Here is a 14,098-nt window from a genome sequence, read left to right on the forward strand (position 1 = left end):
TTCAATAATGCGTGATTACAGACCGCGAACCGCGCGCTTGCGTTCGATTTCTGTCAGGTAACGCTTGCGCAGACGAATCGACTTCGGCGTCAGTTCGACCAGTTCGTCTTCTTCGATGAATTCAACAGCGGCTTCCAGGCTAAGCTGAACAGCCGGGACCAAGCGAACGGCTTCGTCAGTGCCCGAAGCACGAACGTTGGTCAGCTGCTTGCCCTTGATCGGGTTAACCACGAGGTCGTTTTCACGGCTGTGGATACCGATGATCATGCCTTCGTACAACTTGTCGCCCGGCACAACGAACATACGGCCACGATCCTGCAGCTTCCACAAGGCGTAAGCAACGGCTTCGCCGTTATCCTGTGAGATCAGCACCCCATTGCGGCGCTCGGCGACGTTGCCATCTTTGACCGGTGCGTATTCGTCGAAGACGTGGCTCATCAGGCCGTTACCACGGGTCAAGTTCATGAACTCGCCCTGGAAGCCGATCAGCCCACGCGCCGGAATACGGTATTCGATACGGACGCGACTGCGGCCGTCCGGCACCATGTCCGTCAGGTCGCCCTTGCGTTGGCCAAGGCTTTCCATAACGCCGCCCTGAGTGTCTTCTTCGACGTCAACCGTCAGCAACTCATACGGTTCGCATTCAACTCCTTTGATCGTCTTCTTGACGACGCGCGGACGGCCAACAGCCAGCTCATAGCCTTCGCGACGCATGTTTTCGAGCAGGATGCCGAGGTGCAGTTCGCCACGACCGGAAACGTCGAACACGTCACCGTTACCCGTGTCATGCACGCGCAGGGCCATATTAGTCAGCAATTCCTTGTGCAGACGATCGCGGATCTGGCGACTGGTCACAAACTTGCCTTCAGTACCGGCTAGCGGGCTGGTATTAACCATGAACTGCATGGACAGCGTCGGCTCGTCGATCTTCAGCAGCGGCAACGATTCCGGGTTTTCCGGATCGGTCACGGTACAGCCCAGCACCAGGTCTTCAATACCGGTGATCTGCACGATATCGCCAGCGTGGCCTTCTTCGAGTTCGATCTTGTTCAGGCCCTTGTAGCCGAAAACCTGGCCAATCTTGGCCTTGATCGGGGTGCGCTCGTGTTCGGCAGCTTCTTCTTCGGTGCCGAACATGACCAGCACATTCTGGCCGGTCTTGACCTTGCCCCGATTGATCTTGCCGACGCCTATACGACCCACGTAGGACGAGTAATCGAGGGCGGTAATCTGCAGTTGCAACGGCGCTTCGATGTCGGTATCCGGTGCCGGCACGTGACGAAGAATCGTATCGAACAGCGGAATCATGTTTTCGCGCGGCTGATCCAGTTCCATTGCGGCCCAGCCATTGAGGCCGGAAGCGTAAACGATCGGGAAATCCAGCTGCTCGTCGGTGGCACCCAGCTTGTCAAACAGGTCAAACGTCAGATTGACGGCCTGATCAGGATCTGCGCCATCGCGGTCAACCTTGTTAACCAGCACGATCGGGCGCAGGCCGAGGGCCAGTGCCTTTTTGGTGACGAAACGGGTTTGCGGCATCGGGCCTTCGGCAGCATCGACCAGCAGCACCACGCCATCAACCATGCCCAGCACGCGCTCGACTTCACCACCGAAGTCCGCGTGTCCCGGCGTATCAACGATGTTGATGTGTACGCCTTCGTACTCGACCGCAGTGTTCTTGGAAAGAATCGTGATGCCACGCTCTTTTTCCAGGTCGTTGGAGTCCATGACGCACTCGACCAGTTGCTGGTGAGCGGCGAAAGTGCCGGACTGGCGGAGCAGCTGGTCAACCAGGGTGGTTTTGCCGTGGTCAACGTGAGCGATGATGGCGATGTTGCGAATCGGACGAGCGGACATGGGAAGGCCTGAAAAATCAAAGGCGTGATTCTATCACTGATGGTGCGCCGCAACATCACCGCACGAGCATTTATCCTTCTTTATTTCGCATGAAATCAGCGGTATGGAAGAAATTATCCAGTAATTTCTTGCTCAACGTTTTTTCAATGCCGACATCCTCCATGGCGAGAACCATGCAGGCCACCCACTGATCACGTTCAGCGATACCGATTTCAAAAGGCATGTGCCGACCACGCAGGCGCGGATGGCCAAATTTTTCGACGAACAAATCGGGGCCGCCCATCCAGCCGGACAGGAACATGTAAAGCTTGTCGCGGGAACCCGCCAAATTGGCCGGGTGCATAGCGCGAATGCCCTGGAACTGGGGTACGGTGTCCATCAATTCATAAAAGCGGTCGCAGAGTTTGCCGACGACAGCATCGCCGCCGATTTTTTCATACGTGGTAGTCGTGTTTTCCATACGTGCTTCCGACACTTCGATTTAAGGTTTACGTCCTGATGGGCGACCGCGTAGTGGCGTCGCCGGCTTGCCCGGTCGGGCCAACGGCTGCCCAGGCTGGCGAACCGGACGTTGCCCGACGCGCGGCGTAGCGCCGGTTTTTTGGTTTTGGGCGGTTTTTTCCGGTTGACCGTAGGACTTGCCCGGCACACCAGCCGGTTGCCAAGCGGGGATCAACTGCTTCTTGCCATTGCCGATCAGATCCGAGCGCCCCATTTCCTTCAGCGCTTCACGCAGCATCGGCCAGTTGACCGGGTCATGGTAACGCAGGAAAGCCTTGTGCAACTTGCGTTGGCGGCCGTTGCGGACGGTGCCGACGATCTCGCTGCTGCGCGTCACCTTGCGTAACGGATTGCGTTCGCTGTGATACATCGTCGTCGCCATGGCCATCGGCGTCGGGATGAAATTTTGCACCTGATCGAGGCGGAAATTGTTCTTTTTCAGCCATAGCGCCAAGTTCAACATGTCTTCGTCTTCAGTACCGGGGTGGGCCGCAATGAAATACGGGATCAGGTACTGCTCCTTGCCCGCCTCGCGGGAGAAGCGGTCGAATAGCTGCTTGAAACGGTCGTAGGAGCCGATGCCCGGCTTCATCATCTTGGATAGGGGCCGCTCTTCGGTATGCTCGGGCGCAATTTTCAAGTAACCGCCAACGTGATGCGTAACCAGCTCCTTGATATATTCCGGCGAGCGAACGGCGAGGTCATAACGCAGGCCGGAGCCGATTAGCACCTTTTTGACCCCCTTGACCTCCCGAGCCTTGCGATACAGCGAGATCAGCTTGCTGTGATCCGTATTCAGGTTCTCGCAAATATCCGGGTAGACACAGGACAGTCTGCGGCAGGCCGATTCGATTTTCTCGTCCTTGCAGGTCAGGTGAAACATGTTGGCCGTCGGGCCGCCGAGATCGGAAACGATACCGGTGAAGCCCGGCGTCTTGTCGCGCATTTCCTCGATTTCACGTATGACCGAATCTTCGGAACGGCTCTGGATGATGCGACCTTCGTGCTCGGTGATCGAACAGAAGGTGCAGCCGCCAAAGCAGCCGCGCATGATGTTGACCGAGAAACGGATCATTTCCCAGGCGGGTATCTTGGCGTCACCGTAGGATGGATGTGGCCGGCGGGCATAGGGCAACTCGTAGACACCGTCGAGCTCTTCGGTGGTCAGCGGGGTGGGCGGCGGATTCAGCCAGACATCGCGTTCGCCGTGGGCCTGAACCAGCGCACGGGCGTTGCCGGGATTTGATTCGAGGTGGAAAGTACGCGACGCATGGGCATAAAGCACCGGGTCGTCCTTGACCTGTTCGTACGACGGCAGGCGAATCACCGTATGGGCGCGACGTTCACGACGACCAGCCAACCTTTCCTCGCGGGATACGATGCGCACTGTGTGTTCACCCGGTGGTGGTGCTGGCTTGGTCGTTGGCGCAGAGCTGCCAGTATCCATGGCGTACGGGTCGGCATGCTTGACCAGCGCTCCCGGCGTATCGACCGAGGTCGAATCCATCGCCTCCCAGTCATCCGATGGCAACCAGCCGGTCGGCACCATGAACCCCGTGCCGCGCAGATCGCGAATCTCGTTAATTTTCTCGCCCTTGGCCAGACGGTGGGCCAATTCGACGATGGCCCGCTCGGCATTGCCGAAGAACAACATATCGGCCTTGGAGTCAGGCAGTACCGAGCGACGAACCTTGTCCGACCAGTAATCGAAATGCGCGATGCGGCGCAGACTGGCTTCGATCGACCCCACAATCACGTTGCAACCGGGGAAAGCTTCGCGGCAGCGCTGGGCATAAACGGTGACCGCCCGGTCCGGCCGCTTGTTGGGCTCACCATTCGGCGTGTAGGCGTCATCCGAGCGAATCTTGCGATCAGCCGTATAACGATTGACCATCGAATCCATGTTGCCGGCGGTGACGCCGAAGAAAAGATTCGGTTTTCCCAGCTTTTTGAAGTCGACCGCGGAATTCCAGTCTGGCTGACAAAGAATGCCCACGCGAAAGCCTTGCGCTTCGAGCAAACGCCCAATCAATGCCATGCCGAAACTGGGATGGTCAATATAAGCGTCGCCGGTCACCAGAATGATGTCGCACGAATCCCAGCCGAGCGTATCCATTTCGGCGCGGGACATGGGCAGGAAAGGGGCGGGACCGAAGCGGTGCGCCCAGAATTTGCGATAGCTGAAGAGCGGACGCGTGACTTGCTGATTTGAATCCATGCAATATTTTACCCGAGTGTGCCGAGGGGCATGGCATACTTGGTTCTTACCCAAAAGCCCAAATCCCTTGCGCGATGATGAATCTTCCCACCCGCGAACAGGCCGGTGTACTTATTGTTTCCGTCAGCGGTCGAATTGACCACATCACAAGCGAAGAGTTCACTCAAGCACTTGATCCCCTGCTCGATCATTGTGCTGAAAGCCAACCCTCCCTCCTTCTCGACTTTTCCGGCGTCGACTACATTAGCAGCGCCGGCCTGCGTGTCCTGATGATGGCTTCTCGCCGCTCGAAAGTGCAAAAAGGCACATTTGCCATCGCGGCGTTGCAACCCATGGTTCAGGAAGTCTTTGCGATCAGTCGCTTCAACTTGATCGTGCCGTGTTATGCCAGCGTCGAGTCTGCCTGCAAAGTTATCGGATCATGAAGCAGGTGATTTTCTGGGGGACACGCGGTTCGCTGCCGGTCTCCCTGTCTCACCGTGATGTTCGCGAAAAAATTGTTGCAGCTTTGACTGCAGCCAATGGCAAAACGTTCAAAAATCGGGAAGCACTGGACGAGTTTGTGAATAATCTGCCGTTTTCGGTAGCAGGCACCTTTGGCGGAAACTCTTCTTGCGTGGAGATCGTGGGTGACGGCCCGGAACATTTTATCTGCGACATGGGGAGTGGCGCCCGCCCCCTCGGCCAGGCCAAAATTGCCCGCTTCGGTGTTCCCAATCCGCAAACCTATCATATCTTCATCTCCCACCTGCACTGGGATCACTTGATGGGTTTCCCGTATTTCGCACCGATGTACATTCCGGGAAACCGCATTGTCGTTCATGGCTGCCATTCGCATCTGGCGCAGGCAATTCGCCAGCAAATGCAGGCACCAAACTTCCCGGTTGACTATTCGCAGGCAGGGGCCACGATCGAATTTGACCTCATGAAGCCGGACGAGACCCGTTATATCGCCGGACTGAACATCACGCCCACACTGCAAAGGCATGCGGGTGACTCCTACGGATTCCGATTCGAGAGCCTGGATCGGACGGTGGTCTATTCAACCGACTCCGAGCACACGCTGGATAATTCGGCCGAATATGAAAAATTCAGGCAATTTTTCGACAAGGCCGATCTGGTCGTTTTCGATGCGATGTACTCACTGGCCGAAGCCGTTTCCGTCAAGGCGGACTGGGGGCATTCCAGCAACATCGTTGGCGTCGAGCTTTGTCAGGCGGCGTCAGTCAAGCGGCTTGCCCTCTTCCACCATGAACCTGTCCATGACGACAAGCAGCTCGCCCGCCTCGCCATCGAAACGCGTCGGCTTGAGCAAATTACCCGTGGCGGCCATGCACCGCTCGACATCATTTCTGCCTACGACGGGCTGACCATCAACCTGTGACGCCAATGGCCGGCCTGCCCCTCGCCCTAATCCGGGCCGGACATGGTCGGGCCTTGCCGTTTCTGTTGCTGATCGTCGGCGCCACGTTGTTATATTTCATTGAGCAAACACCATTGCTCAGCATTCGCGAAGCACTGTTTGACCAATATCAGCGCACGATGCCCAGGGCCAGAGACAGCGAGCCGGTCATCGTGGTCGGCATCGATAGCCAAAGCCTGGTCAAATATGGCCAATGGCCCTGGTCCCGTGACATCGTCGCTCAGTTGGTCGACCGGGTTCAGGCAGGAAGGCCACTCGCAATCGGGATCGATATCGTTTTTTCCGAACGGGATCGTTACAGCCCGGCGCTTCTCGGTGCGCTGATTCCCGGACTTTCGCAAAACGATCTGGCGGCACTGCCTGACCCTGACGAGCTGCTGGCCAAAGCGTTGGCCGGGCCACCCACCGTACTGGCCGTTGTCGGCCTGAGCAAACCACTTCCCGGTTCGACGCAACCGGCACGGCCACTACCCGAATTTATCCAGAACACCCGCCTCACCCAGGCCGTTCCTCAATATCTCGGCGCCCTCACCAGTCTTCCGATCCTGGAAATGGCGGCAGCCGGGGAAGGCGTGATCAATGCCAGCCCGAGCGTACTGCAATCGAACAGTGAACACGGCGTATTGCGGCAAGTCCCGACATTCGCCTTTATCAACCAGTTGCCATTTCTGTCCCTGCCGCTTGAAATGGTTCGGCTGGCACTTGGCGAGGGCGGCCAGGTAGTCCCGGAAAACGGTCCGCATGGCATGAGTGCCATTCGTATAGGAGACTATCGGCTACCCACGCAAGCCAATGGTGAGCTATTGCTGCATTTCGGCCGAGCATCTTCAAATTATTACCTTTCTGCGGCCGATGTTCTGGCCGGCGTGCATCCACCCGAACTCTTTGCATCCCGCTTTGTCATCATCGGATTCAATAGCACCGGCCAGCAAGACCGGATCGTCACACCGCTCGGTGAAAGTCTGCCCGGTGTCGATATTCACGCCCAGGTCGTCGAAAGCCTGCTCAGCGGCCAAGCACTGAAGCGTCCCTACTGGATGCCATACGCCGAAATGGCCACGCTGTTGCTCGGCGGCCTGATTCTGATTGCTACCACGCCGGTACTCCGTCCACGTTATGCCGTCTTCAGTTTTGGAGCATTGAGCCTGCTCATCGTGGCTGGCGGCTACCTCGCCTTTTATGTTGGCGAATGGGTGTTTGATGGCAGCTCGCAAGCGCTTCTGCTCAGCCCGGTGTTCATTTCATTGTTGGGAAATACGCTGGTAGCGGCCGATGCCCGGCGCAAAAACGCGGAATTGCAATTGCAGAACAGTCGTGAGGAGGCAGCCCGCATTTCCGGCGAACTGGACGCCGCCCGGCGCATACAAATGGGGCTGTTGCCAAACCCTGCAACGATCTTTGCCGGTGAACAACGTTTTGCCATTGGCGCCCTGCTCGAACCGGCCAGCGCTATCGGTGGCGACTACTACGACTGTTTCATGCTTGACGAGCAGCGCCTTTGTCTGGCGATCGGCGATGTTTCCGGCAAGGGGGTGCCGGCCAGCCTGTTCATGGCCATTTCCAAAACACTGACCGGAACGCTGACACGACGACAAACCGACCTCGGCAGCGCCGTGCGCGAACTAGGCAATGAGTTGAGCTGGAACAATTCGGAATATCTTTTTGTGACAGCCTTCATCGCCATACTGAATGTTAACTCGGGCGCCATGGAATATGTCTGCGCAGGTCATGACGCCCCGCTCGTTCTGCATGATGGTGCACTAACGCGTATCGATACCACCCAATCCGGCCCCCCCCTGTGTGCGGCGGATGACTACTTTTATGTTGCAGATCGACTGCAACTGGAACCCGGCGACCGGATATGCCTGTTCACCGATGGCTGCACGGAAGCATGGGACGGCTCAAACATGTTTGGCATGAAGGGTTTGCAGGCGGCTTTCCTCGCTAGCCGAACCAGCAATATCCAAACTGCCACCTGCGAACTACGCGATAGCGTCCGCCATTTTGAAGCAGGCCATCCGCCATCGGATGACCTGACCATACTGTTGCTGGAATGGAACGGATACCCGCTTAACGCACGTTGATTTCAACCCGTCGATTTTTTGGCTCATCGACCTCGTCATCAGTGGCTACCAACGGGTCTCGTTCTCCCCGACCAACGGCCTCCATTTTGCTCGCAGGCACCCCGGATTCGATCAAAAGATCACGCAGACCTTCAGCACGCATTTTTGATAGCCTGTCGTTTTCGTCAACACTGCCGACGCGGTCGGTATGGCCGATCACCATGACTTCGGAGGCCGGGCGCTGGGCAATTTCCTGACGAATACTGACGAGTGCTTCCCGGGATTCCGGCGTCAGCGTATTGCCACCAGCCTCGAAATACAGCACGTAACTTCGCGGACGCATCGGTTGCGCGCCAAGTGCCTGCGCAAACCGCTCCTGCACCTCTTCCACTGACGATTGATAGGCCTTGTTGCTATCGATGCTGCGTTTCACCGCGGCATACGGTTGATTCAACAAGACCTCGCCTGCGGCATCGCGGACAACAACGGCACTCTTGTGTCCATCGGCTGACGGCAAAAGAATAATCCGCTCGCTGGCACAACCGCCAAGCATCAGCATAGCGGCAAGGGAAAGGGGTAAAACGGAACTACTCATCGCTGCTCCCCGCCACTTCAATCACAAACTCTGTGCCACGCACCCCCAGCACCGAGGTAGGCGTATGGAAATCGACCGACTCCGGTGTCCGCTTGGCGATGCGCCCGGAAGCCACGGACAACGTACCCTTGCGAACGCCAATGGAGATATTGCCATCCTGAGTCGTGTCGCTAAAGGCGAATTTGTCGATGACGATCAATGAATTCGGGCCGGCTGAGAGCAAGGTGTTGTCACGCAATGTGATCCCTACCGAGCCATCGGAACCAGTGCGGATACGATCAGAAACCTCAATTGCAATGCCTACCTCGCCCATCATCTTTTTTCCATCGCGTTCAATGCTGACCAGCCCCTTCGCGACCTTGATCATTCCGGCCGAATCAGCGCCATACGCGGACAAGCTGAATAACGAAAACAGCAGCACGCAAACTGCCGCCCAATGTGATTTAATCATCGCAAAACCTTCAGTGAAACAATGTCTGCCCATTTTACGGATCTTTCCGTCCGCGCGCGCACTACCGAACTGCCCGAACTGCTGGAAGCCATGGCAGGTCGGGCGTTTGAACTCGGCATTGCGGACGACGATGTGGTCCGCCTGCGTTTGATCGCGGAGGAACTGTTTACCAATACCGTCACCCATGGCCACCAGGGCGATAGTGACCGAACCGTCACACTATCGCTGCGTCACAGCAACGGCGTATCGACCTTGCATTACGAAGATGATGCCCCGCCCTTCGATATTTCGAAAATTGGCCAAAAATTCGCGTCGACCGTGGAACTCGGTGGTCTGGGCATCAGCCTGATCCGTGGCATGAGTAAGGCGCTTCGATATGAACGCCAGGGGCAACTCAACGTTACCGAAGTCGATCTCTAGGCACCATTGCGCAAAGCAAGCAGGGGCGGGGCGGCGATCAACTGACGCACCGCCAGCCAGCCGATCATCACCGCCAGGAACGCACCGCCAGCTGCCGACAGCATCGGCAACAACCAGCCGAAGGACAGCGCCAGCTGAAATACCTGCTGACCAACCAGATGCCCGAGCACCATGGCACCAATAGATGCCATCAAGCCGGCCACACTGCCGATGACAGCCAGCTCGATCAGCATGGCCTGACGCAACTGCCTGCGGTGCGCGCCCAAGGCGCGCATCACCGCCAACTCGTAACGACGCTCGTCAAAACCCGTCAATGACGCGGAATACAAGACGATGCCGCCGGCAAGAAGGCTGAACAGGAAGACAAACTGAACGGCGCCGGCCACCTGCCGGATCACCGCCTGCAATTGCTGCAGCACCGCCCCAACATCAATCATGGTCAATCCGGGAAAGTGCCTGACCAATTCAGGACCGACATCGGCTTTTGCATTGGGCAGATGAAAACTGGTGATGTAGCTGGCCGGTGCATCTTCGATAACACCGGGCGGAGTCAACACAAAGAAATTCACCCGCATCGAATCCCAGGACAGCTTGCGCAGGCTACTGGTACGTACCCGCTTTTCGACACCTGCCACCATGAAAATCAGTTCATCACCGAGCTGGATACCCAGCGTCCTGGCCAGCCCCTCTTCGACCGAGGCCAACCCCTGCCCGGCTTCTGCGGGCAAAAACCAGCGTCCCGCACTGATCTGGTTGCCAACCGGCAGGCTGCTCTGCCACGACAGATTGAACTCACGCTCGATCAAACGCTGGGCACGTTCATCTTCCGGAAAACTGGCCGGGCTGACTTCCCTGCCGGCGATCTTGAGGAGCCGGGCGCGAACCATCGGCAGCAGATCTGCCTCAATGCCACTGGCCCGTAATTGGGCAAGCACCGCCTCGCGTTGTTCAGGCTGGATATTGATCACAAAACGGTTTGGCGCATCGGCCGGCACCGATCGTTGCCAGGCATCCAGCAATTCGGCGCGAATCACCGTCAGCAACAGCATTGCCATCAGGCCGATTGCAAGCGCCACAATTTGCACGGCACTCGTTGATGCATGGCGCGTCAGGCTGGCCAGCCCTAGCCGCCAACCGAAACCGGCGCCACCGCGCAAGCGGGCGATCGCGATAATCACCAGGCGGGCAAACAGCCAGAAGCCACCAAGCGCGACCGCAAAGCCCCCGGCCGCCCAGCTGCCAAGCCGCACATCCCCGGCCATCCACATGATCAATCCGGCCAGCAAAACCAGACCAAGCGCGTACCCACCCAGCAGCAGCGGTTGCGGTGGACCCAGCTCGCGACGCAGCACGCGTAGCGTCGGTACACGAGCCAGTTGTATCAGGGGGGCAAAGGCAAAGCCGAAGAGCAAGACACCGGCGACCCCGAAGCCACTGGCCAGCGGCAACCATCCCGGCGCTGGCAATTTGAGCACGAGCAAGGCGGAAAGCCAGTGAATCAGGGCAAAATGCGCTGCGTAGCCAACGATACAGCCGACCACCGCAGCCAACCCGGCCAACCACATGAAAAGCCAGGCGTGGAGACCCAGCAGCCGGCCATGCGTCATCCCCAGACAGCGCATGACGGCACAGGCATCGAGATGGCGCTGCATATAACGTCGCGCAGCAGTCGCAACGGCCACAGCAGAAAGAACCACCGTCAGTACCGTGGAAAGACCCAAAAAGCGCTCGGCGCGATCAAGCGCACCGCGAATTTCCGGCCGTGCGTTGCGTGCATCTTCCAGTCGCTCGCCGCGGCCCAGTCGTTCTGACAGCCACCCTTGGTAGTCAGCAACTGCCTTGGTCGCGCCGGACGCCAGCAACGTGTAGCGTATTCGTGCGCCGGGCTGAACAAGACCGGTCGCCGCAATATCCTCAAGACTCATCATCAAGCGCGGCGCCAGGCTGAAAAAATTGACGCCACGGTCCGGTTCACGGGTCAGTATGGCGGCGACCGTCAATGTCTTTGCGCCCACCGTCACCGTGCCACCGGGCACAACCTGCAAGGCCGCCGACAAGCGTTCATCCAGCCAGACGGTGCCTGGCGTCGGCCCGCCTTGCACCGGGGCGCCAGCCTGGCTGGCTTGCGGACTGGTCTCGACCTGTCCGCGCAGCGGATAGGCACGGCTGACCGCCTTGATGTCGGCCAGTTGGGCCTGCACGGAGCCTATCACCATGCTCGGGAAAACCATGGTCTGTGCCAGTTGCAGGCTGCGCCGCAGGGCCTCGGCAGGGTAGTCGGCGGCCAGGGGATGATCGGAAACAAGAATGAGGTCGCCACCCATCATTTGCTGGGCTTCCCGCTCCAGGGCCAGACGAACGCGATCGGCAAAAAAGCCCACGGCCGTAACCGCGGCTACGGCAATGGCAAGCGCAGCAAACAACAACCTGAGCTCGCCAGAGCGCAACTCACGACCCAGCACACGCCAGGCGTGTCCGATCATCACAAACCAGCGAACCAGCGGGCGCGAAATTCCGCGGGTGCTACCGCTTTTCCGTGCAGATGCCCTTGCAGTTGCTCACATCCGAGATTTCTGAGAAATTCGGATTGCTGGATTGTTTCGACGCCCTCGGCGATCACTTCAAAACCCAGGCTGCGGGCGAGTTCCATCACCGTCTTGATAATCGCTTCATCGCCGGGATTCTTGCCGATCCCCTCAACGAACGAACGATCAATTTTCAGTTGCTGAACCGGCAACATCTTGAGGTAACTCAGCGACGAATAACCCGTACCAAAATCATCGAGCGACAGGCTGATACCCAGATCACGCAGGCGTTCGAGCAAGTCAAAGGCTTCACCGCCCACCGCCATAACCACAGATTCGGTCAGTTCCAGCTTCAAGCGGGACGGCTCCATACCCGTTTCGTCGAGAATCTGCCCCAGTATGTCGAAGAATTCCGGGCGCTCAAGCTGTTTGACGGACAGATTGACCGCAACTTGCGGGAGATCGAAGCCGCTCATGCGCCATTGCATTACCTGTCGGCAGGTCTCGCGCAAGACCCAGTTACCCAGTCCGATAATCAAACCGGAATCTTCGGCCAGCGGGATGAAACGCATCGGCATGACCAGACCGAGCTCCGGACTGTTCCAGCGCACCAGCGCCTCGGCACCGACCAGGCGTCCAGTACCCGTTTCAACCTGGGGCTGCAGGTGCACTGACAGTTCGCCGTTGGCCAGGGCCCGACGCAGGAGATTCTCCATCTGGATGCGCTCCTGCGCATCGCGAGTCATTTCCGGCGTATAAAAATGGAAATTGCCCCGCCCCAATGCCTTGGCGCGATACATCGCGGTATCAGCGTTGCGCATCAGCGCCAGCACACTGTCACCGTCACCCGGGGACTGGCTGATACCGACCGATGCGGTCAGGAAGAGTTCATGATCGCCCAGTTTGAACGGGTAATCGAAAGCAGCAAGAATTTCACGGGCAAGCAACTTCACCTCGTCCTCACTGCGCACCGCCTCCATCAGGCAAATGAATTCGTCCCCGCCAAGGCGGGCCAGCATGTCGATCAGGCGAACATGTTCGGACAGTCGCGACGCTACCGAAACCAGCAATTCGTCGCCCACCCCATGGCCAAGCGAATCATTCACCTGCTTGAACTGGTCGAGGTCTATGAACAACACGGCCAGTCGCTCGTTGCGACGCGCTGTTTCCAGCAGGCTTTCTTCCAGGCGCTCAATGAAGCAACGGCGGTTGGCCAAGCCGGTCAGCGGATCGTGGTAGGCGAGATAGTTGAGCTTGCTTTGCGCCTGACGCCGCTCGGAAATTTCGCCTTCGAGCTGGGTATTGGTCCGCTTCAGCTCGTCAGTACGCGCTGCCACCTGAATTTCGAGCGTATCGCGCGCCGCCTTGATACGACCTTCCTGATCCCTGAGAATCCCCTGGGCTCGGCGAACAACCAGAAACTGCATCAGGTACAGCAAGGCAAAGACCACCACCACGCCGGCCGTGACCATCCACAGGCTGTGGTTCAACTGGTCCACGAAGGGCGTCACATTTTGATAAATCTCGAAAACGCCCTCGACTGCTCGGTCCTTGCCATGGATGGGGATGTAGCTGGCGAGTACATCAACATCTGACAACGCCCCCTCGAAGCTATCGATATCGTTTCGATGGGTCAGATTGCTGAATATCCGCCCGTTCATCGCTGATTGAAAACCCGGGTTAGCCAGACTGCTTTCACCAATCTGTTTGCTATCGGTCGAAAAAACCGTATTGCCGAGGCGGTTGTAGATCTTGACCTTGATAATGGCGGTGTCGTGCATCAGATCGAGCACATCGGTACGCATCTGGTTCGGCTCGGTCGGCTGCTCGAGAAAATCGGCATCCCGGCCCATCGAGTCGCTCATCAGCGATGCCAGTGAGCCGCGCAGTGAGTTCTTGAACACCTGGGCCATGGCAACATTGCGGCCTTCGGCCAGATCCTGCATCTGCTGCAGCGAAAGCTTCTGGTAAAGCGGTCCTAGCACACCAGCTGCAAGAACGATGAGAATGAAACTGACGGTTGAGAAATAGCGTGAAAGATTAAA

11 protein-coding genes are annotated in these 14,098 nt (G+C 57.9%); 4 read left to right on the forward strand and 7 right to left on the reverse strand.

Going from position 1 to position 14,098, the window contains the following annotated elements:
* Positions 1-15 precede the first annotated feature (15 nt).
* The 3 genes from typA to IPJ12_01275 all read right to left on the reverse strand — a co-directional run bounded on the left by typA (position 16) and on the right by IPJ12_01275 (position 4,576).
* Positions 16-1,857 (reverse strand): translational GTPase TypA, encoded by a 1,842-nt coding sequence (gene typA, locus IPJ12_01265; GenBank protein ID MBK7645828.1) that lies wholly within the window; start codon positions 1,855-1,857, stop codon positions 16-18.
* A gap of 70 nt (positions 1,858-1,927) precedes the next feature.
* Complete coding sequence (locus tag IPJ12_01270; protein MBK7645829.1) at positions 1,928-2,317, reverse strand: group II truncated hemoglobin; 390 nt, start codon at positions 2,315-2,317, stop codon at positions 1,928-1,930.
* A 21-nt stretch (positions 2,318-2,338) separates the two neighbouring features.
* Positions 2,339-4,576: a YgiQ family radical SAM protein gene (locus IPJ12_01275; protein ID MBK7645830.1), complete on the reverse strand. Its 2,238-nt coding sequence runs from the start codon at positions 4,574-4,576 to the stop codon at positions 2,339-2,341.
* A 77-nt stretch (positions 4,577-4,653) separates the two neighbouring features.
* Here IPJ12_01275 and IPJ12_01280 point away from each other — a divergent pair, with 77 nt between their 5' ends.
* From IPJ12_01280 to IPJ12_01290, 3 genes are read left to right on the forward strand one after another with little or no spacing between them, the layout of a single operon-like run.
* Entirely contained in the window at positions 4,654-5,001 is a 348-nt protein-coding gene (locus IPJ12_01280) for an STAS domain-containing protein (GenBank protein MBK7645831.1), read from the forward strand.
* The gene (locus tag IPJ12_01285; GenBank protein ID MBK7645832.1) at positions 4,998-5,960 is read left to right on the forward strand and encodes an MBL fold metallo-hydrolase; all 963 of its coding nucleotides are present in this window, start codon (positions 4,998-5,000) and stop codon (positions 5,958-5,960) included. Before IPJ12_01280 ends, IPJ12_01285 begins: the two co-directional genes overlap by 4 nt.
* A gap of 5 nt (positions 5,961-5,965) precedes the next feature.
* The gene (locus IPJ12_01290) at positions 5,966-8,083 is read left to right on the forward strand and encodes a CHASE2 domain-containing protein (protein ID MBK7645833.1); all 2,118 of its coding nucleotides are present in this window, start codon (positions 5,966-5,968) and stop codon (positions 8,081-8,083) included.
* Here the strand turns inward: IPJ12_01290 and IPJ12_01295 are convergent.
* Both IPJ12_01295 and IPJ12_01300 read right to left on the reverse strand, forming a co-directional pair.
* Positions 8,070-8,657, reverse strand: coding sequence for an OmpA family protein (locus IPJ12_01295; protein MBK7645834.1), 588 nt, complete (start codon positions 8,655-8,657; stop codon positions 8,070-8,072). The two genes, IPJ12_01290 and IPJ12_01295, sit on opposite strands and share 14 nt — an antisense overlap.
* The gene (locus tag IPJ12_01300) at positions 8,650-9,108 is read right to left on the reverse strand and encodes a FecR domain-containing protein (protein ID MBK7645835.1); all 459 of its coding nucleotides are present in this window, start codon (positions 9,106-9,108) and stop codon (positions 8,650-8,652) included. The genes IPJ12_01295 and IPJ12_01300 overlap by 8 nt, the downstream gene beginning before the upstream one ends.
* Before the next feature lie 21 nt (positions 9,109-9,129).
* Between IPJ12_01300 and IPJ12_01305 the strand changes: the two genes are divergently transcribed.
* Positions 9,130-9,528 (forward strand): ATP-binding protein, encoded by a 399-nt coding sequence (locus IPJ12_01305; GenBank protein ID MBK7645836.1) that lies wholly within the window; start codon positions 9,130-9,132, stop codon positions 9,526-9,528.
* Here IPJ12_01305 and IPJ12_01310 read toward each other — a convergent pair.
* Positions 9,525-12,011 carry an FtsX-like permease family protein gene (locus tag IPJ12_01310; GenBank protein ID MBK7645837.1) on the reverse strand — a complete coding sequence of 829 codons (2,487 nt, stop codon included), beginning with the start codon at positions 12,009-12,011 and terminating at the stop codon, positions 9,525-9,527. The genes IPJ12_01305 and IPJ12_01310 overlap by 4 nt on opposite strands.
* Positions 12,011-14,038, reverse strand: a complete 2,028-nt coding sequence (locus IPJ12_01315) for an EAL domain-containing protein (protein ID MBK7645838.1) — start codon at positions 14,036-14,038, stop codon at positions 12,011-12,013. Before IPJ12_01315 ends, IPJ12_01310 begins: the two co-directional genes overlap by 1 nt.
* Positions 14,039-14,098 lie beyond the last annotated feature (60 nt).

This window comes from Betaproteobacteria bacterium (genome assembly GCA_016709965.1).
Classification (GTDB): Bacteria; Pseudomonadota; Gammaproteobacteria; order Burkholderiales; family Rhodocyclaceae; genus Azonexus; species Azonexus amarohabitans.